The sequence below is a fragment of the Flavobacterium sp. 20NA77.7 genome, from assembly GCF_031326205.1.
GTDB classification, from domain to species: Bacteria; Bacteroidota; Bacteroidia; order Flavobacteriales; family Flavobacteriaceae; genus Flavobacterium; species Flavobacterium nakdongensis.
Window position 1 is genome coordinate 302436 of the sequence record NZ_CP133721.1, and the last position, 21119, is coordinate 323554.

General features: G+C 32.3%; 19 protein-coding genes. 14 read left to right on the top strand and 5 right to left on the bottom strand.

The genetic code is table 11. The features are described 5' to 3' along the window. Window positions 1-59: 59 nt before the first annotated feature. Window positions 60-2114: a prolyl oligopeptidase family serine peptidase gene (locus RF683_RS01325; RefSeq protein WP_309533180.1), complete on the top strand. Its 2055-nt coding sequence runs from the start codon at window positions 60-62 to the stop codon at window positions 2112-2114. A 59-nt stretch (window positions 2115-2173) separates the two neighbouring features. Here RF683_RS01325 and mtgA read toward each other — a convergent pair whose 3' ends face one another. Together mtgA and RF683_RS01335 are read right to left on the bottom strand one after the other, a co-directional pair. Next, window positions 2174-2905 (bottom strand): monofunctional biosynthetic peptidoglycan transglycosylase, encoded by a 732-nt coding sequence (mtgA, locus tag RF683_RS01330; protein ID WP_309532435.1) that lies wholly within the window; start codon window positions 2903-2905, stop codon window positions 2174-2176. Beyond that, window positions 2906-4018, bottom strand: coding sequence for an NAD(P)/FAD-dependent oxidoreductase (locus RF683_RS01335; protein WP_309533181.1), 1113 nt, complete (start codon window positions 4016-4018; stop codon window positions 2906-2908). It lies immediately after the preceding gene. A gap of 113 nt (window positions 4019-4131) precedes the next feature. Between RF683_RS01335 and RF683_RS01340 the strand changes: the two genes are divergently transcribed. From RF683_RS01340 to RF683_RS01360, 5 genes are all read left to right on the top strand, one after another. Continuing rightward, window positions 4132-4527: a hypothetical protein gene (locus RF683_RS01340; protein ID WP_309532436.1), complete on the top strand. Its 396-nt coding sequence runs from the start codon at window positions 4132-4134 to the stop codon at window positions 4525-4527. An 89-nt stretch (window positions 4528-4616) separates the two neighbouring features. After that, on the top strand, window positions 4617-4877 hold the full coding sequence (locus tag RF683_RS01345) for a hypothetical protein (RefSeq protein WP_309532437.1): 261 nt from the start codon (window positions 4617-4619) through the stop codon (window positions 4875-4877). Window positions 4878-5160: 283 nt separating this feature from the next. Next, on the top strand, window positions 5161-5283 hold the full coding sequence (locus RF683_RS01350) for a hypothetical protein (protein WP_309532438.1): 123 nt from the start codon (window positions 5161-5163) through the stop codon (window positions 5281-5283). Between the two features lie 176 nt (window positions 5284-5459). Next, window positions 5460-5654, top strand: coding sequence for a hypothetical protein (locus RF683_RS01355; RefSeq protein ID WP_309532439.1), 195 nt, complete (start codon window positions 5460-5462; stop codon window positions 5652-5654). Further along, window positions 5651-5878 (top strand): hypothetical protein, encoded by a 228-nt coding sequence (locus RF683_RS01360; RefSeq protein WP_309532440.1) that lies wholly within the window; start codon window positions 5651-5653, stop codon window positions 5876-5878. Before RF683_RS01355 ends, RF683_RS01360 begins: the two co-directional genes overlap by 4 nt. 62 nt (window positions 5879-5940) lie before the next feature. Here RF683_RS01360 and RF683_RS01365 read toward each other — a convergent pair whose 3' ends face one another. Beyond that, window positions 5941-6660: a DedA family protein gene (locus RF683_RS01365; protein ID WP_309532441.1), complete on the bottom strand. Its 720-nt coding sequence runs from the start codon at window positions 6658-6660 to the stop codon at window positions 5941-5943. Next, the gene (locus RF683_RS01370; RefSeq protein WP_309532442.1) at window positions 6650-7891 is read right to left on the bottom strand and encodes a dicarboxylate/amino acid:cation symporter; all 1242 of its coding nucleotides are present in this window, start codon (window positions 7889-7891) and stop codon (window positions 6650-6652) included. The genes RF683_RS01365 and RF683_RS01370 overlap by 11 nt, the downstream gene beginning before the upstream one ends. Window positions 7892-8011: 120 nt before the next feature. Between RF683_RS01370 and RF683_RS01375 the strand changes: the two genes are divergently transcribed. Both RF683_RS01375 and RF683_RS01380 read left to right on the top strand, forming a co-directional pair. Continuing rightward, window positions 8012-9910, top strand: coding sequence for a S9 family peptidase (locus tag RF683_RS01375; protein ID WP_309532443.1), 1899 nt, complete (start codon window positions 8012-8014; stop codon window positions 9908-9910). A 30-nt stretch (window positions 9911-9940) separates the two neighbouring features. Continuing rightward, window positions 9941-11152, top strand: coding sequence for a BaiN/RdsA family NAD(P)/FAD-dependent oxidoreductase (locus RF683_RS01380; RefSeq protein ID WP_309532444.1), 1212 nt, complete (start codon window positions 9941-9943; stop codon window positions 11150-11152). 122 nt (window positions 11153-11274) lie between these two features. On the opposite strand, the gene RF683_RS01385 is transcribed toward RF683_RS01380, so the two are convergent. Then, window positions 11275-11751, bottom strand: coding sequence for a TspO/MBR family protein (locus tag RF683_RS01385; protein ID WP_309532445.1), 477 nt, complete (start codon window positions 11749-11751; stop codon window positions 11275-11277). A 92-nt stretch (window positions 11752-11843) separates the two neighbouring features. Here RF683_RS01385 and mvaD point away from each other — a divergent pair, with 92 nt between their 5' ends. The 6 genes from mvaD (at window position 11844) to dnaE (ending at window position 21051) form a co-directional block, all read left to right on the top strand. Continuing rightward, window positions 11844-12929 carry a diphosphomevalonate decarboxylase gene (gene mvaD / locus RF683_RS01390; RefSeq protein WP_309532446.1) on the top strand — a complete coding sequence of 362 codons (1086 nt, stop codon included), beginning with the start codon at window positions 11844-11846 and terminating at the stop codon, window positions 12927-12929. A 57-nt stretch (window positions 12930-12986) separates the two neighbouring features. Continuing rightward, entirely contained in the window at window positions 12987-13925 is a 939-nt protein-coding gene (locus tag RF683_RS01395) for a mevalonate kinase family protein (RefSeq protein WP_309532447.1), read from the top strand. Window positions 13926-14000: 75 nt separating this feature from the next. After that, window positions 14001-14921, top strand: coding sequence for a geranylgeranylglycerol-phosphate geranylgeranyltransferase (locus RF683_RS01400; protein WP_309532448.1), 921 nt, complete (start codon window positions 14001-14003; stop codon window positions 14919-14921). Between the two features lie 107 nt (window positions 14922-15028). Beyond that, window positions 15029-15883 carry a pseudouridine synthase gene (locus RF683_RS01405; RefSeq protein ID WP_309532449.1) on the top strand — a complete coding sequence of 285 codons (855 nt, stop codon included), beginning with the start codon at window positions 15029-15031 and terminating at the stop codon, window positions 15881-15883. Between the two features lie 56 nt (window positions 15884-15939). Beyond that, window positions 15940-16389 (top strand): DUF6252 domain-containing protein, encoded by a 450-nt coding sequence (locus tag RF683_RS01410; RefSeq protein WP_309532450.1) that lies wholly within the window; start codon window positions 15940-15942, stop codon window positions 16387-16389. Window positions 16390-16542: 153 nt separating this feature from the next. After that, the gene (gene dnaE / locus RF683_RS01415) at window positions 16543-21051 is read left to right on the top strand and encodes a DNA polymerase III subunit alpha (protein WP_309532451.1); all 4509 of its coding nucleotides are present in this window, start codon (window positions 16543-16545) and stop codon (window positions 21049-21051) included. Window positions 21052-21119: the final 68 nt, after the last annotated feature.

Consider the following 21119-nt stretch of genomic DNA (forward strand, 5'->3'; position numbering starts at 1 on the left):
TTAAAAAATTGAAAATGAAAAATATTATTTTACTCACAACACTATTAGCCTCATCAACAATGATAGCTCAACATTCTATTCAATATCCAAAAACAAAAAAAGCAGCACATAAAGATGTTTATTTTTCTAATGAAATTGAAGATCCTTACCGCTGGTTAGAAGACGATAGAAGCGTTGAAACCGAAAATTGGGTAAAAGAGCAAAATAAGGTAACATTTAGTTATTTAGATCAAATTCCTTTTAGAAATCAACTAAAAGAGCGTATGCAAAAGCTGTGGAATTATGAAAAAATTTCAGCGCCCTTTAAAGAAGGAAAATATACTTATTTTTATAAAAATAACGGCTTACAAAACCAGTCTGTATTATATAGAAAAGATAATACAGGAAAAGAAGAAGTCTTTTTAGATCCAAACTCATTTTCAAAAGACGGTTCAACTTCTTTAGCGGGACTTAATTTTACCAATGATGGAAAACTAGTTGCTTATTCAATTTCAGAAGCAGGAAGCGATTGGCGAAAAGTAATTGTCATGAATGCCGAAACAAAGGAAATCATTGGCGATACATTAGTCGATATCAAATTTAGTGGTGTTTCCTGGTATAAAAATGAAGGGTTTTATTATTCGAGCTATGACAAACCAACGGGAAGTGAACTTTCTGCCAAAACAGACCAACACAAACTATATTATCATAAATTAGGTACAAAACAGTCATTAGACAAAGTCGTTTTTGGTGCAGATTTTAAAAGACGTTATGTAGGAGGCTCAGTAACTGAAGATAATCGTTATTTAATAATTACGGCTGCAAATGCTACAAGCGGAAATGAATTATATGTAGTTGATTTAAACAAACCTACTTTTGTAATTCAAACGCTTATTGATTACATGAACTATGACTATGATGTAGTAGATAATAAAGGAAATTTATTTTTTATTAGTACAAATGAAGATGCACCTAATAAAAAGTTAATTGCTTTAGACGTAACGAATCCCGTTAAATCAAATTGGAAAACAATTATTCCAGAAACAAAGAATGTTTTATCTATTTCAACAGGAGGAGGTTATATTTTTGCACAATACATGAAAGATGCTTTGTCATTTGTTAAGCAATACAACTATGATGGTACTTTAGTAAGAGAAATTAAATTACCAGGAATTGGAACAGCTAGTGGTTTTGGGGGCAAAAAAGAAGCAAAAACACTGTATTTTTCTTTTACAAATTATGTAACACCTGGAACAACCTACGCATATAATGTTAGCAATGGGGAATCGACTATTTATCAAAAACCTAAAGTCGATTTTAATTCCGAATTATACACTTCTGAACAAGTATTTTATCCTTCAAAAGACGGTACAAAAATACCTATGATTATTACATACAAAAAAGGCCTAAAACTAGACGGCAATAATCCTACTATGTTATACGGTTACGGTGGTTTTAATATAAGTGTTACACCATCATTTAGTATTGCCAATGCGGTTTGGCTTGAAAATGGAGGTATATATGCTGTCGCAAATTTAAGAGGTGGAGGCGAGTATGGAAAAGAATGGCATGACGCTGGCATTCAACAAAAAAAACAAAATGTATTTGATGATTTTATTGCAGCTGCAGAATACTTAATTCAAAAACAATATACATCTTCAAACTTTTTAGCTATTTCCGGAAGATCAAATGGTGGGTTATTAGTTGGTGCATGTATGACACAACGCCCCGATTTGTTTAAAGTTGCCTTACCAGGTGTTGGGGTATTAGACATGTTACGTTACCATACATTTACAGCAGGTGCGGGTTGGGCATATGATTATGGAACAGCAGAGCAAAGTCAAGAAATGTTTACCTATTTAAAAGGCTATTCACCTGTACATAATGTAAAAAACGGAGTTGCTTATCCAGCGACGTTAGTTACAACAGGTGATCATGATGATAGAGTAGTACCCGCACATAGTTTTAAATTTGCGGCTAATTTACAGGAAAAACAAGCGGGTTCCAATCCAGTATTAATTCGTATTGATGTAAATGCTGGTCATGGAGCGGGAAAATCTGTTAGTTCTACTATAGCAGAATTTGCAGACATGCAGGCTTTTACCTTATATAATATGGGAATAAAAAAGTTGTAAATAAATACGATTTATAAAATACTATTTTAAAACCTGTAAAGTCACTTTTACAGGTTTTTTTAATAACTTAATTTAGTCATTAAAATAAAACGTGCAATTTTAGCTTTTCTAGTATTGATGTAGCCACTACCGCTATTGGGTTTATACTTTCTTGGATTAGGTAATATGGCAGCAATGCCTGCAGCTTGTACACGAGTTAAACTTTTACAATCTTTTCCATACCAATGCTGACAAGCGGCTTCGGCTCCATAGACACCATCGCCCATTTCGATGCTGTTTAAATACACCTCCATGATGCGTTCTTTTCCCCAAATGATTTCAATAAGTACTGTAAAATAGGCTTCAAGCGCTTTTCTAAAATAACTTCTTCCTTGCCAAAGAAATACATTTTTTGCAGTTTGTTGCGAAATCGTACTTCCGCCCTTTAATCGTTTTCCTTTAAAATTACCCATAGCTGCTTTTTGCATCGCTTTAAAGTCAAAACCGCTATGGTGGCAAAAGTTACCATCTTCACTCGCAATTACTGCTTTTTGAAGGTTTTTAGAAATTGCTTCAATGGGCACCCAAGTGTGTTTTGTTTCTATATCTTTCCCATCAAATGAATTTTCAAAATGCCTTATCACCATTAAGGGTGTAAAAGGAACGGGTACAAATTTATAGAGGATGACAAAAAATAAACTGATGATATTAAACCAAAGAATTGTTTTCCAAATCAATTTGAATATTCTTTTTTTTAAAGACACTTTCCCTTTTGTAGGCGTTGATTTTGTGTTTGATTTTGTAGCTGCCATTTATATTAAATCTGCTAATTCTTTACCAATTAAACTTCCTATTGCTACACCCATTCCGCCCATTCTAACACCACAATATACATTGTTGCTAAGTTGTTTTACAATCGTTTTTTTTTGTAAACCTACTCCCATGGTACCACTCCAGCGATGCGCAATTTTATAAGGTGTATCTGGCAAAATTACATTTTTTAAAACATCTTCCAAATGTTGCTGAATCAATTCGGTGGTGTCTAATGAGGTTGTTGTTTCACCATCAATATCTAAATTGCGTCCGCCACCTATTAAAATGCGATTATTTATATTTCTAAAATACGTGTAACCTTTATCAATATGAAACGTGCCTTTAATGTTTAAATTCTCAATAGGTTCAGTAATTAATACTTGCGCACGAGCAGGTAATACTTCATTATTAGTTAATTCACGAGCAAATCCGTTAGTGGCAAAAAGTAATTTATGCGTAGTAAAGGAAAGGTCGTTTGTGACCACTTCAACGCTGTCATTTCCTTCTGTGTAGGCGCTCACGGTTTGATTGTTTAAGATAAGAATTCCATTTGCAATTGCTTTTTTAAGTAGCGCCTCCATCATATTACCTGTATCTAATTGCCCTTCAAACGAGTTAACTATAAAGGAGTCAAAGCAGTTTTTAAATTGAAAAGGGTTGTTTTGTATATGATAAACGGGTTCTTTAAACAAGGGTTTAACCAATTGGTTAATTTTTGGAATACTGTGTACACACGTTTCAAAAGTACTTTCGTTTTTGGTTAAAAAAACTTCATAACCACCATATGGTTTATAGTCAATCGTTTTGTCGCCTAAGTTTTTTCGAAGCAATTGCAGTCCTTCGTATCTTTTTTGTATCAATTGGAATACTTCTTCTTCAGAATGTGTTTTTAAGTCGTCAAGAATCTCGGAAATACTGCCAAAACAAGCAAAACCTGCATTTTTTGTGCTTGCTCCTTGGGGTAAAATCCCTTTTTCAAGTACTAAAATTTTGGCAGCAGGGTATTTTTCTCTCAGTCGCAAAGCGGTGTGTAACCCTACAATGCCACTACCCACAATAGTGAAATCTACCTGCGTAAACCAATTTTTAAGTTCCCAATAACTGAGTTGCATGTACATTTATTTAGAATGTAAAAATAAGAATTTGTTTGACGTATCGTATAAAAATACTAAATTGCGTTATCAATAGGGTTTTCTTAAGCAAGCAAAATCAATAAAAGTAGCCAATGATACAATTAAATTTGAAAAAGATTTTTATTATTTTATTTTATTCATGTTTGATAAGTGCACAAAACAACACAAATCAGAATTTAGAAAAAGAACTATTAAAGGTAAAAAATCAAGCCTTTTGTGATTGTTATTATCAAGCTACTACAAATGAACCTGTAAAATATAAAGATGGTTCTACCTACATACAGCTAATAAATTTAAAAGGAGAATATATTTTTCAAAATGAAGATTATTCTAAAATGATAACGGATTGGAATAAAAAAGAGTATAAATCTTATGATTCTAATAATAATTTATATTTAATGAAATGTTTGGATTTTTATAACAGCGAGGAGTTAAAAAAATTTATTAATTCAATAAGAGAGAATGAATTAAGATTAATGAAAAACTAATTTAATCCCCACTGCCTCACGGTTCCTTTCGCGTGGTAACGCAGAAAATAAATTTTGGCAAGATTTAGTTAAAACAATTACAAAACAAAATGGAGAAAATAAAAATAAAAACAGTTTTATATTTATTAGCTTTTATAGGGTCGTTAATAATAGAATATTATCTAATTGGACTATCTTTTTTTGTTTTTTTTGGGAAAAAGAGAACTATTGACTACTCTGGAATTTCTTATTTAGATTATTTGATGATTTTTTTAGATACTTTTGTTTTTGTATTAATTATTATCTTTTTTTATAAGTTTATTAGAAGTACAAAAAAATCTGATAACTTAGATATGTCCTCTAACGGATAGCGACCCCCGCTCCCGCGCGAATCTTTCGCGTGGTTCTAAATAAAAACTGATTTTATTATATTTGATAAAAAATCAGATATGAGTAGAAATTATAAATGCCCGATAGCGCGGATTTGCACACGAACGAAGTGAACTGGTGAAGTAATAGATAGAAAGAAGAAAAATCAAGAAAAAGGACACAACAATTAATCTAAATATAACTATTATGAATTATCTATTAGCATTTTGTAATCTAATTTTAGGCATATATATATTGTATTATGTTTATAAAAAACCTTCTCCTATGTCAAATACAAATTTCAAAGGTTACATCGGAGGTGTTGGTTTTGTTTACGTAGGTATTATGGGGCTTTTGGGTAAAATGGATTTAATTCAAATATTTAAGGATATTTTTAACATAAAATAAATACCCTATAGCGCGGATTTTAATCCGTGCCCACAAAGTGAAAACAAAAAACAGCGACCCTGATGGCGCGGATATGTCATCTAACAGATAGCCCCGCTCCGTAAAGTCGGCAGAATTTGCTGAGGGTTAAACCCTAATAAAACAAACCTAGCTTTTGCTAGACAAATAAAATAACAATGAAAAAAATAGAGTTTTGGGCAAAGGCTTCAAATTATTCAATTGCTATATGCGGTGTAGTTTTGATTGCCAAAATGTTTTTTAGAAAATACCTTGAAAATATTATTGTCCCTGTATTGTTTGTAGGCGGAATTGCATTAATTGTATTCATTTTTTCGGAATTAATGAAGTTTATTTTAAAAAGAAAGGCATGAAAAATTATTGGAAGCGATTTAGCGATTTAGATAAAGGATTAACAGTGTTCTTTATGATTAATCTTTTTTTGGATATTCTCAATAAAAATATTTTAAACTCAGTAATACCGATTGAAATAGTAGGCTATCTGTTTTGGCTTAGTTTGGGATTGTTTTTAGGATTTAAGTTATGCAAATATGAGTATAGTCGCACATTAAGAAAACAATCAGAAGAACAAAAATAATAAAACAAAAAACCAGCATCTCGTGCTGGTTTTTTTATTGTCTTTTATTATTCACTTTTCAATTAGTTATTCTTCCTTGCTCTTATCGCTTTCATCACTAGTGGAAAGGTAGTAATGGCAATGAGTAGTAATACAATAGTTTCAATGTGTTGTTTGAGGTCAATATTAAATTTGGTTAAAAATAAATCATATAAAAAATGACCTGCAAAAACAAGAGAAAATGACCAAAGTAGCGAACTTATAACATTATAAAGCATAAACTTGCTTTTCTTCATGTGTACAATTCCCGCAATAATAGGTACAAATGTTCGTACTACTGGTAAAAAACGGGCAAAAACAATAGCTTTTCCACCATGTCTTTCAAAAAATACTTGTGACTGTTCTAAATATTTTTTCTTAAATAAAAGGCCATCTTTTTTTTGATATAAGCCTCTTCCACTTGTGGCACCAAACCAATATCCGAAAATATTTCCAATAATTGCCGCTAATGCTATGGCTAATGCTACTACGGTAACGTCAGAATAGGTATCTGGAATAAAGCGTAAGGGTGCAGCTAATTTTTCAGCATAAATACCCGATAAAAAAAGTAAACTATCTCCTGGTAAAAAAAAGCCAGCAAATAAGCCTGTTTCTGCAAATACAATAAAAAGTACCATGTAAATTCCAATAGGAACGCCACTATATTCTAATGTAATGTAAAATTCAGGGTTAAAAAGCTGTGTCCATTTAAATTTTTGGTCTGTTTCTACAGCTTGAATAATAGTGTTAAAATTAAATTTCATGTCGCTCTGGTTTGGTTTCCCATTTGTCAATTACACTTGTAGCCAAAGCATTTCCTAACACATTTGTCATACTTCTTGCCATATCACAAAAATGGTCAATTGGTAAAATTAAGGCGATACCTTCAGGAGGAATTCCAAACATAGCACAGGTTGCTACGATTACAATTAAAGAGGCTCTTGGCACGCCTGCAACACCTTTACTGGTGAGCATTAATATTAATAACATCGTAATTTGTTCACCTAAATCTAGCGGAACATTATACACTTGAGCAATAAAAATACTTGCAAAAGTCATGTACATCATACTCCCGTCAAGGTTAAATGAATAACCTAAAGGTAAAATAAACGAAACAATTTTTGGTTGGCAACCAAAACGTTCTAACTCTTCTACCATTTTAGGAAATACCGCCTCGCTACTCGTGGTAGAAAACGCAATTAATAACGGACTTTTTATTCTTTGTAATAAAGTAAACAATCGTTTGCCAAGAATTAAATAGCCTAAAAGCAATAGAACAATCCATAGAACAAGAATGCCAACTAAAAAGGCACCTAAATATTTTGCATATAACGTAAACACTTCAAAACCATGTTTTGCAATAGCACCAGCTACAGCTCCTAATACACCTAAAGGTGCTGTCCACATAATATAAGTTACCATTTTTAGTACCACATGAGCTACAGCATCTAAAAGTTTAATGATAGGCTTGGCTTCTTTTTTGCTAAATGCACCTAATGCAAGTCCAAACAATATGGAAAAAATAACAATTTGTAGAATTTCATTGTGTGCAAATGCTTCAAATAAACTCTTTGGAATAACATGATTAACAAATTCCTCTAAGGAAAATTCATGGGTTTTTTCAACCAATTCTTTAGCTCCTGACGTGTCTCTCAAATCAATATTTGTACCTTTTCCTGGTTCAAAGAAATTAACTAAAAGCATACCTAATAATAGCGATATGGAAGAGGCAGATAGAAACCATATCATCGCTTTTCCTCCTACACGACCCACCATTTTCATATCGCCCATTTTAGCAATCCCAACAACCAAAGTAGAAAAAACCAATGGCGCAATGATCATTTGTACCAAACGAATGAAAATTGTACCTAGTAATTTAATGTTTTTAGAAAAAGATGGAATAGCATCAGGAAATTGATAATGGATAATGCCCCCAAGAACTACACCAACAAGTAGTGCTATAATGATGAGTAAGAAAAGCTTATTGTTTTTCATGTGTAAAATTTGATTTTAATAAAAGTACTATGTTGTGTAAATAAATTTATTTGTGTGTGAAAATACACATTTTTTTTTAAAAATGTACTACTTTTAGCATCGTATTTAAATTTTTTAAAAATGAAAAAATATATTTTACTCGTTATCAGTATGATTAGTATTACTACATCCGCACAAGAGATTTTAACGCCAGAAAAACTTTGGCAGTTAGGCAGAATTAATCCATTGGGAATGACCAAAGATGGCAAAAACATACTTTTTAAAGTAGGCATTCCAAGCATTCAAGAAAATAAAATTGTCTCTACTACGTATACTATACCTGTAAATGGAGGCAAGGCGGTGCAAATTGTTTCTGCGGAAGGGTTAATACACGATAAAAATGTATCAAAAGACGGAACCAAAAAAATATTTGATAAAGCGGTAAAAGTGGAAAAATTATTAGGAACAGATTTGTATCCTGAATTAACTAGAACAACCGCACAAGTATATTCAGAATTAGATTATCGCCATTGGGATACGTATAATGATGGCACGCATAATCATGTGTTTTATAAAGATTTGGTATCGGGTAAAGAATTTGATATTATGCCTGATGAGCCTTATGACGCTCCTCAAAAACCACATGGAGGAGATGAAGACTATACTTGGTCGCCCGATGGTACAAAAATCATTTATGTATGTAAAAAATTAGCCGGAACGGCTTATGCAAAAAGCACAAATACCGATTTATATGAATATGATTTAGCAACTGGTAAAACAGTAAATTTAACACCTACTAATAAAGGATACGACACACATCCTCTTTTTTCACCTTTGGGTGAATTATCTTGGTTGCAAATGAAACGCGATGGTTTTGAAGCGGATAAAAATGATATTATAGTAAGACACAATACTATTGATGTTAATTTAACCGAAAATTGGGACGGTACTGTTGATAGTTTTGTATGGTCTAAAGATGGGTATGAAGTCTTTTTTATAGCTCCTGTAAAAGGCACAAAACAACTCTTTAGTGTTGCATATATTGGAGTTTCTAAAAATGCACATAAAGTAATTCAACTTACAGATGGCGATTTTGATGTTAATGGAATTGTTGGTTTTACTGAAAATTCAGTAGTAGTATCAAGAACAGATCACAACCATGCAGCAGAGATTTTTTCTTTTGATTTAAAAAAGAAAGATTGGAATCAACTCACACATGTAAATGATGAAGCCTATGCAAAAATCGGAATGTGTACATCAGAAAAGAGATGGGTAACGACCACAGATGGAAAAAAAATGTTGGTTTGGGTTATTTTACCACCTAATTTTGATAAAACAAAAAAATATCCAACGCTTTTATATTGTCAAGGCGGACCACAAAGTGCTTTAACGCAATCGTATTCATTTCGTTGGAATTTTCAATTAATGGCTTCGCAAGGGTACATTATAGTGGCACCAAACCGAAGAGGTATGCCAGGACATGGTGTAAAATGGAACGAACAAATTTCGGGAGATTGGGGCGGACAAGTCATGGACGATTATTTGTCAGCCATTGATGATATCACTAAAGAATCGTATGTAGATAAAAACCGTTTAGGTGCTGTGGGTGCTAGTTATGGTGGCTATTCGGTATTTCAATTAGCAGGAATTCATAAAAATAGGTTTAAAACATTTATTTCTCATTGTGGTATTTTCAATACAGAAAGTATGTATGGCACAACAGAGGAAGTCTTTTTTACAAATTGGGATGCAGGTGGTGCCTATTGGGAAAAAGAGAATAAAACAGCGCAAAAAACCTACAACGAATTTAATCCTATTAAGTTAGTAAACAATTGGAATACCCCGATACTAATTATTCAAGGGGGGAAAGATTATCGTGTGCCAATAGGACAAGGTCAAGAAGCATTTCAAGCGGCGCAATTAAAAGGAATTAAGAGTAAGTTTATATTGTTTCCAGACGAAAACCATTGGGTATTAAAACCACAAAATGCTTTAGTATGGCAAGGGGAATTTTTTAAATGGTTGAAAGAAACGTTATAATAAGTCAAATAATTAGGTAATCTATAACGTGTGAATCATTTCGACATCATTATTATTGGCGGAGGTGCAGCCGGATTTTTTTCAGCTATTAATATAGTAGAAAAAAATCCGAAACTTCGTGTTGCTATTTTAGAACGTGGAAAAGAATGTTTGTCTAAAGTCAAAATCTCTGGTGGTGGTCGTTGCAATGTAACTCATGCCTGTTTTGTGCCAAATGATTTGGTTAAGTTTTATCCGCGAGGTGAAAAAGAACTGAAAGGCCCTTTTCATCAGTTTTGCTCGGGAGATACGATAGAATGGTTTGAAAAACATGCTGTCCAACTTAAAATTGAAGAAGACGGCCGAATGTTCCCTGTTTCAAATTCTTCGCAAACTATTATAGATTGTTTTGAAAAAGAAGTTCAAAAATTAGGTATACAAGTCATTACTTCTCAAAGCGTTCAGTCGTTATTTCATAATGGAGAAATTTGGAAAATAGAAACACAAAACAATTCGTATAAAGCGAAAAAATTAGTTATAGCAACGGGTAGTAATCCTAAAATTTGGGAACTGTTTCATAAATTAGGACATACTATTGTTTCACCAGTTCCATCACTTTTTACATTCAATATCAAAGATGCTCGAATAAAAGATTTAATGGGTGTTTCTGCTGAGGTTTCGGTAAAAGTAAAAAACAGCAAATTAGTCGCTTCTGGGCCCTTATTAATTACGCATTGGGGAATGAGTGGTCCTGCCATATTGAGACTTTCTGCTTGGGGAGCTCGAGAATTATTTGATACAAATTACCAATTTGCCATTCAAATTAATTGGTTAAAAGACCAAAATTTTGATGAGGTTTTGGCGATGCTTCAAGAATTAAAAATAGAAAATGCCAAGAAAAATTGTGCTAAATTTTCTCCTTTTGCGTTGCCAAAACGACTTTGGGAAAGTATTTTAGAGGCTGCTACTATTTCTTTTGAAACGAAATGGGCCGATTTAACTAAAAAACAACTCAACAAATTAGCCGAAGAACTTACAGTAGCAACCTATCAAGTGAATGGTAAGAGTACGTTTAAAGAAGAATTTGTAACCGCAGGTGGTATTGATTTAAAGGAAATCAACTTCAAAACCATGCAAAGTAAAATTTTACCTAACCTCTTTTTTGCAGGCGAAATACTAAATATTGATGCAATTACAGGTGGATTCAACTTTCAAAATGCTTGGACGGGAGGGTTTATTATTGCTGAAAATATTATAAAATAATTTCTTTAACCACAAAGTACCCTAATTGTTCACCAAGAACACTAGGTTTCTTAATCTCAATAGTATAAAAAACTTAGCGAAACTTTGCCTTTACTTTGAGTTACTTTGTGCAACCAACCTACCTATCTATTCAAAAACCAAATACTCCAAGTCAATATACTTGCAAAAGAAACCCAAGCTATATAAGGAAGGAGTAAATAACCCGCATTTTTGTTAATGGGTTTAAATTTTACATAGGTTTCATAAATCATTAATAAAAGTAAAATGACTTCAACTGCTGCTAAAAACAAATTTTGAAGGCCAAAAAATAAATACGACCACAATGCATTAAGAGCCAATTGAATAACAAAAAATTTCAAGCCTTGTTTTACTTCTTTCTCTTTCGAATTAATTTCGTTCCAAATTAACCCTGCTGCAATTCCCATAAAAATGTAAAGCGTTGTCCAAACCGGTGCAAAAATCCAATTTGGCGGATTAAATATAGGTTTTACAAGTGTCGGATACCAAGTAGTTATAGACGATTGTGTGACCTTTCCAGACAAAAATCCAACAACTAAACAAATTGTAACACAGTAAATAATTCGAAGGTATTTTTGCATTTCTTTAAAATTTTAATCAAAGATAGTAAAACTTCTGCTTCTGATTTCTAAGTTCTTACTTTCCTTTTTTATCTTTGTCAAAAATTGCAACGATGTTCACAGAACAAGATTTTATACAAACAAATTTTTCTACCATAGATAAAACTGCTTTTGCGTGGAGTGCGCCAAGCAATATCGCCTTAGTAAAGTATTGGGGTAAAAAAGAAAACGGGGAGCAAATTCCAGCTAATCCATCAATTAGTTTTACCTTAAAGCATTGTAAAACGATCACATCCGTAGAGGTAAAAAGAAAAGAAATGAATGAATCGTTTTCTTTTGATTTGTTGTTTGAAGGGCAACCTAAAGAAGAGTTTAAACCAAAAATTCAAAAATTTTTAGAACGAATAGAACGGTTCTGTCCTTATTTGAAAAATTTTCATTTAGTAATTGATACAAAAAACACATTTCCTCACAGTTCAGGCATAGCGTCATCTGCATCAGGAATGGCGGCATTAGCAATGAATATCATGAGTCTTGAAAAAGCGCTTGTTCCAGCTATTTCAGACGATTATTTTTATGCAAAAGCTTCTTTTTTAGCACGTCTAGGAAGCGGAAGTGCTTGTAGAAGTATAAAAGGAGAGGTTGTAACTTGGGGAGAAAACCAAAGTATAAAAGCAAGTTCCGACTTGTTTGGTGTAGCATTTGAATCGTTACATGAAAATTTCAAACAGTATCAAGACACTATATTGCTTGTAGATAAAGGAGAAAAAGTGGTATCGAGCACACTTGGACATGATTTAATGCATGGGCATCCTTATGCCGAACGAAGATTTGAGCAAGCACACGACAACCTAGCTGCATTAAGCACAATTTTAAAGGAAGGTGCAATTGAAGACTTTATTAAAATTGTTGAAAGTGAAGCATTGACATTACATGCCATGATGATGACATCCATGCCTTATTTTATATTAATGAAACCTAATACGCTTGAAATTATTACCAAAATTTGGCAGTTTAGAAACGACACTAAGTTTCCTGTTTGTTTTACATTAGATGCAGGTGCGAATGTACACGTTTTATATCCAAATAATGTAAAAGAGAAAGTGTTGCAATTTATTAAAGATGAATTAGTTGGCTATTGTGAAAATGGTCAGTATATTTGTGATGAAATTGGGAAAGGTGCCACTTGTTTAAAATAATTTGTATCTTTACACAAAACAACTGATTACTAAATACTGTAAACTGTAAACTAAAAAATGAAAGGACCGCTTTTTTATTCAAAAATATTACTCTTCGGAGAATATGGAATTATACAAGATTCAAAAGGTCTTTCTATTCCCTATAATTTCTATAACGGGGCATTAAAAACAGATGCTAATCCTTCAGAAGAAGCTAAAAAATCAAATGAAAGTTTAGTAAAGTTCACGGTTTATTTACAGCAATTGCAAAAGAATCAGCCTTCATTGGTTTCTTTCAATTTAGAAGCGTTGCAAAAGGATGTTAATGCCGGAATGTATTTTGATTCTAGTATTCCTCAAGGCTATGGAGTAGGAAGTAGTGGCGCTTTAGTAGCAGCCATTTATGATAAGTACGCATATGATAAAATCACTGTTCTAGAAAATTTAACTCGAGAAAAATTACTGCAATTAAAATCTATTTTTGCTCAAATGGAATCTTTTTTCCACGGCAAAAGTTCAGGTTTAGATCCGTTAAATAGCTATTTAAGTTTGCCTATTTTAATTAATTCCAAAGATAATATTGAACCAACTGGTATTCCAAGTCAATCTACTTCTGGGAAAGGAGCCGTTTTTTTAATTGACTCAGGAATTGTAGGTGAAACCGCGCCTATGGTAAATATATTTATGGAAAACTTAAAAGACAAAGGTTTCCGTAATATGTTAAAATCTCAATTCATTAAATATACGGATAAATGTGTGGAAAATTTCTTGCATGGTGATGTTAAAAATTTATTCCAAAACACAAAAGAATTATCAAAAGTAGTTTTAAATAATTTCAAACCAATGATTCCAGAACAGTTCCACCAAGTTTGGCAAAAAGGAATTGATACTAACGATTATTATTTAAAATTATGTGGTTCTGGCGGTGGTGGCTATATCTTAGGTTTTACCGAAGACCTAGATAAAGCAAAAGTTGCATTAAAAGACTATAAATTAGAAGTTGTATATCAATTCTAAAATCAAAATTTCAAGTTTAGGAATTTTATTTCAATTTATTCGTTAAACTTAAACCTTAATCTTGAAACCAATTCCATGCTCAATCGCAAAACCAAAATACTGCTCACTAAAATCTTGAGTTTTTTCTCTGTAGTGCGTGGCTACAATATTTTTGTTATTGCATTGGCACAGTATTTAGCTGCTATTTATATTTTGGCTCCCGAAAAAAGAGCACTTGACGTTTTGTTAGATTGGCGCTTGTTTTTATTAGTAATGGCTTCTACGTTTGCCATTGCTGGAGGGTATATTATCAACAATTTTTATGATGCAAAAAAAGACATCATTAACCGACCAAAAAAATCCTATTTAGACCGTTTGGTAAGTCAAAAAACCCAATTACAAGTTTATTTTACGCTTAATTTTATTTCGGCATTATTGGCTTTTTTTGTATCGTGGCGAGCTGCCATTTTTTATTCCGGTTACATTTTTTTGCTTTGGTATTATTCACATAGGTTGAAAAAATATGTAGCAATAGGTAATCTTTCCGCCGCTCTTTTAGCGGTACTTCCTTTTTTTGGGATTTTGTTGTATTTTAAAAATTTTTATCAGGTAATTTTTGTACATGCCACCTTTTTGTTTCTTATTATTTTAATAAGGGAAATGATTAAAGATTTAGAAAATATATCAGGAGATTTAAGTAATGATTACCAAACATTACCAGTTATTTTTGGCGAAAGATTCACTAAATGGTGTATCACATTTTTATTAGCTTTAACACTAGTTCCTGTTTATTTTTTAGTTACCATTTATGAGGTAGGTTACATGGATACCTATTTTTATTGCAGTTATTTTTTCTTGCTTTTTTTCCTATGGAAATTATGGTGTGCAAGCCAAAAGACAGCTTACATAAAATTGCACATTCTACTAAAATTAATTCTCGTTGCAGGTGTAATTTGTATTATTCTAATTAAACCAACTGTTCTTGAAAACGGACAAAAATTATTGCTTAAAAAGTAATATAGGGCTAATAGAAATAGCTTTTTTGTCCAAATAAAAAAAAGATTCTGATTTCTAAACTCTAAATTCTAATTTTAAACAAGTACTTTTGCAAAAAAATAAAACCTATGAGAAAAGCATCTGGAGACAAAAGAAAAGGAAAAGTTTCGGAACCTAAAAAAACAGAAACGGCAAAATCTTTTTCTAAAGATAAAAAGCCTTTTCAAAAATTTACTAAAACCACAGATAAACCAAAAGCTACACCCAAAAAGGAATCTGACGAATTGCGTTTAAATAGATATATTGCAAATTCGGGAGTTTGTAGTAGAAGAGATGCAGATATTTACATTCAGAGTGGAAATGTAAAAGTAAATGGAGAAGTGATTACAGAAATGGGCTATAAAGTAAAGCTTACGGATGTTGTCAATTTCGATGGAGTAGTCATTACACCTGAAAAAAAAGAATATATTTTGTTGAATAAGCCTAAAAATTTCTCTACAGAAAAGAACGAATTAGGCGCAACAAATGTGCTGAATTTAGTATATAGCGCAACAAAATCAAAGATTGAACCTGTGGGAAGAATGGATAAAACTACAACAGGATTGCTTCTTTTCACAAATGATACAGAAATGGTGAAAAAATTTACTTCGCCAAATCAACGTTCTTCCAAATTATATCAAGTATCATTAGATAAAAACTTGAAATATGAAGATTTAGAGAAAATCCAAAATGGAATTCACATTGACGGGCATAAAGTATATGTAGAAGAAATTACCTATATCGAAAATCAGCCTAAAAGTGAAATTGGTGTAAAAATGAAAACAGCGAATGTGAAAATTGTACGAACTATTTTCGAACAATTAAAATATGATGTTATTAAATTAGATCGAGTGATGTTTGCGGGTTTGACTAAGAAAAATTTACCAAGAGGAAATTGGAGATTTCTAACGAGTCAGGAAATTATTAATTTGAAAAACAGTTAAAAAATAATTGAAATTAAAAAAATAATGCTATTTTTGATTTTAAATAAGTACAAAAAATGAAAAAGTTATTCTCTCTAGTTGCCGTTTTGTTTGTGTTTCTTTCTTGTCAACAAGAAATAAAAACAAGCACACCTTCTTTTCAAGCAGAAAAAGACAACGTATTTTGGAGAGCTAAAGATGCAAAAGTAAACTACAATTCTAATGGTTCAATCACAATTAGTGCTTATTCTTCATATGAAATTGTAACACTTACGCTGCCTTCTCCAAACCCAGGAACATATACATTAGGAGTAGATACAAATTCATATGCAACCTATACCTACACTCTAAACGGTATCACAAAACATTATGAAACTGGGGTGAGTATAGGAAATGGACAAGTTATTATTAAACCAAGTACGGCTCCCGGAACATTTACAGGAACATTTAGGCTTAATGCTGAAGATGAAGACGGAGAAGTCATCAACTACAATAAAGGTGTTTTTTATCAAATACCCGTTTTTTAATACATACTTGAAAATATACCATAACCACTTCAAAATGAAGTGGTTTTTTGTTTTTGTTAATAACTAAAATTGGCTCAAAAAAAGAAAAATTGTATTTTTGAGAACTTCCTTTTTTTAGGATTTTTTTTTAATCATAATATCTTTTGACGCCTTATGTATTTAATTTTTGATACGGAAACTACGGGATTACCTAAAAGTTGGTCTGCACCTATTACAGATACTGATAATTGGCCACGTTGTGTACAGATAGCTTGGCAATTGCATGACGAAATGGGTAATTTAGTTGAACATCAAGATTATTTAATACGTCCTGAAGGGTTTAATATTCCATACGATGCCGAACAAGTGCATGGTATTTCTACAGATTTAGCAACTGCTCAAGGTATTTTGTTAACCGAAATGCTTGAAAAATTTAATGTTGCCTTGTCAAAAGCATCTTATGTGGTGGGACAAAATGTTGGTTTTGATATTAACATTATGGGTTGTGAATTTCACAGAGCAGGACTACAAACGCCTTTATTGGGCATGAATGTTTTGGATACCTGTACTGAAACTACCGCAGAGCTATTGCGTTTACCAGGAGGGCGAGGAGGAAAGTTTAAATTACCTACTTTAACAGAGTTACATGAATATCTTTTTGGACAAAAATTTTCAGAAGCTCATAATGCTACTGCCGATGTGGAAGCAACAACTCGTTGTTTTTTAGAATTAGTAAAACGCGGTACTTTTTCCGAAAACGAGTTGCCAGTTGATGCAGATTATTATAGAAGATTTAAAGAACAAAATGCTTCAGTTATACAGCCCATAGGATTAAAACATAGTAACTTAAAAACAGCTTCTGAAGCTTTAAAACAAAAATTAAAAGAGCAATTATCCGAAGGAATTAAATTAAGTTCGGAAGAACGAATAGATTTAACAAACATTTCTTTTGCTCATCTTCATAATCATTCTCAGTTTTCTGTTCTGCAATCAACAATTTCTATTCCAGCGTTAATACAAAATGCAGTAAAGCATAAAATGTCAGCAGTTGCATTAACCGATATTGGTAATATGATGGGTGCTTTCCAATTTGTAAGTGGTATCTTGACACATAATAAAACGGCAGAATTAAAAAATAAAGAAGCCATCGAAAAAGGAGAAGAACAAACAGAGACCATAATCAAACCAATAGTAGGTTGTGAATTTTTTGTATGTGAAAACCGTTTAGATAAGACTAAAAAAGACAATGGTTATCAAGTCGTTTTTTTAGCGAAAAATAAAAATGGCTATCACAATTTGGCCAAACTAGCTTCTTATGCTTATACAGAAGGAATGTATTATGTGCCAAGAATTGATAAAGATCTTGTCCAAAAATATAAGGAAGACATCATTGTTTTAACAGGAAGTTTATATGGCGAAGTTCCTAATAAAATTCTAAATGTTGGCGAAAATCAGGCTGAAGAAGCCTTGTTGTGGTGGAAAGAACAATTTGGCGAAGATTTGTATATAGAAATTATGCGTCACAATCAACAAGATGAAGATGCTGTAAATCAAACCTTAATACAATTTTCACAAAAACATGCTATTAAGTTAGTTGCAACTAATAACACCTTTTATATAGCTAAAGAAGATGCAAATGCACATGATATTTTATTGTGTGTAAAAGATGGCGAAAAACAAGCTACACCTATAGGTAGAGGTAGAGGCTATAGATACGGATTACCTAATCAAGAATATTATTTCAAGTCGGCAGATGAAATGAAACAGCTATTTGCTGATTTACCAAGTGCTATTATTTCAATTCAAGAAATTATTGATAAAATCGAAATTTATTCCTTGTCACGAGATGTGTTGCTTCCAAAATTTGATATTCCTGCAGAATTTCAAGTGGCAGAAGACTTAACAGATAAAGGTGTGCGTGGAGAGAATAGTTATTTAAGGCATTTAACCTATAAAGGAGCCGAACAACGTTATGGTGAAATTACAGAAGAGATTAGAGAACGTTTAGATTTTGAATTATTAACTATAAGTAATTCGGGCTATCCAGGGTATTTTTTAATTGTACAAGATTTTATTGCCGAAGCTCGTAAAATGGGAGTATCTGTAGGTCCGGGACGAGGTTCTGCCGCTGGTTCTGCCGTTGCTTATTGTTTAGGAATTACAAATATTGACCCCATTAAATATGATTTACTTTTTGAGCGGTTTTTAAATCCAGATAGGGTATCTATGCCAGATATTGATATTGATTTTGATGATGAAGGAAGAGGTAGAGTTATGGACTATGTTATTCAAAAATATGGAGCTAATCAAGTGGCGCAAATTATTACCTATGGTAAAATGGCAACAAAATCTGCTATTAGAGATACAGCAAGGGTCTTAGATTTACCGCTTTTCGAAGCAGATAAATTAGCAAAATTAATTCCAGGAATGATGCCAGGAAAATGGAATTTAGCAAGATTTTTATCAGAAAAAGAGGAAGAAGTAAAAAAAGTGCTTCGTAGCGAAGAATTTGATAGAGTTAAAGAATTAATAGGTATCGCAAGCGAACGTAATTTGTCAGGAGAAACCATTCAACAAGCAAAAGTTATTGAAGGGTCTTTACGAAATACGGGTATTCACGCTTGTGGAGTAATCATTACACCAGATGATATTACAAACTTTGTACCAGTAACTACTGCAAAAGACTCCGATTTGTATGTAACTCAGTTTGATAATGCAGTTGCAGAAAGTGCAGGTCTGTTGAAAATGGACTTTTTAGGACTAAAAACTTTAACGTTAATAAAGGATACTGTTAAATTAGTAAAATATAAAAAAGGAATTGACTTAGATCCAGACAATTTTCCTATAGACGATAAAAAAACCTATGAATTATTTCAAAGAGGTGAAACAGTAGGTATATTTCAGTATGAGTCCCCAGGAATGCAAAAATATATGAAGGAATTAAAGCCTACAGTTTTTGCAGATTTAATTGCGATGAATGCATTATATCGTCCGGGACCTTTAGAATACATTCCAAGTTTTATCAAGCGTAAAAACGGGGAAGAGTCTATAGTGTATGATTTAGATGCCTGTGAAGAATATTTAGCAGAAACCTATGGCATTACCGTTTACCAAGAGCAAGTAATGCTTTTGTCCCAAAAATTAGCAGATTTTTCGAAAGGTGATGCTGACGTTTTAAGAAAAGCAATGGGTAAAAAAATGCTAGATGTGCTTGAAAAAATGAAGTCTAAATTTATTGAAGGGGCTGTTAAAAAAGGACATCCAGAAGATAAATTAGAAAAAATTTGGAAAGACTGGACAGCATTTGCACAATATGCTTTTAATAAATCACATTCTACTTGTTATGCTTGGATTGCTTACCAAACGGCTTATTTAAAAGCCCATTATCCAGCAGAGTATATGGCAGCTGTGCTTTCAAATAACATGAATGATATCAAGCAAGTTTCTTTCTTTATGGAAGAATGTAAACGAATGGGATTAGAAGTATTAGGACCAGATGTGAATGAGTCATTTTATAAATTTACAGTAAATGATAACAACGCTATTCGTTTTGGAATGGGTGCCATTAAAGGTGTAGGTGAAGGAGCTGTACAAACAATTGTACAAGGAAGAAAAGAGGCTAAGTACCGTTCTATTTTTGATTTGGCAAAACGAGTAGATTTACGTGCGGCTAACAAGAAAGCTTTTGAAAATTTAGCTTTAGCAGGAGGATTTGATTGTTTTGAAGGAACGCATAGAGCTCAATATTTTCACACTGAAGGTGATGGAATTTCGTTTCTTGAAAAAGCAATGCGATATGGAGCAAAATATCAAGAAAATGAAAATTCATCACAAGTAAGTCTTTTTGGTGAAGCGGCAGATGTGCAAATTCCAGAACCTGTTGTGCCTCCATGTGAAGATTGGAATACTATGGAAAAGCTGGCTAGAGAAAGAGAAGTTGTTGGGATTTACATTTCAGGCCATCCTTTAGATGATTACAAATTTGAAATGAAATATTTTTGTAATACAAGATTAGAAGCCTTCAAGTCATTAGAAAGTTTAGTAGGTAAAAATTTGTCTTTTGGAGGAATTGTTAACGATGTGCAACATTTGACAGCTAAAAATGGTAAAGGTTGGGCTAAATTTACAATAGATGGGTATGACGAGTCTCATGAGTTTAGAATATTTGATGAGGAATATTTAAAATTCCGACATTTTTTGGTTCAAAATACTTTTGTGTACATGAAAGTAGGTATAAAAGAAGGTTGGACAAACAGAGAAACAGGAAAAAAATCAGATCCAAAAATAGTATTTACCCACGCGCAATATTTACAGGATGTATTGCGAGATTTTGCTAAAAAATTAACGATTCAACTCCCAATAGAAGAGTTAAAAGAACAATTATTGCAGCAATTAAAAGATTTATTTCAAACACATCAAGGAGAATTTAATGTGAATTTTGAAATTCTTGAATTAGAAAAAGTAAAGCGTCAAGTAGAACGAAAAGCTGAATTTGATGAAGAATTTATTTCAGATGAAGAAGAAAGTTCAGAGATTTTAGTTGTTGAAAGTCAACTGGAAGAAATTGAGGAAACGATTATAAAAAATAAATTAGAAATGCCCTCTAGAAAATTAAAAATTGCCATTTCAAGGCCTCTTTTAGAAGAATTAGAAAAAAAACAAATCCATTTTAAATTAAATTAAGTAGCACATAAAATTTAATGATGTGTAAATAGTTAAAACAAATAGAACGTATAAGTTCAAAAAAAATA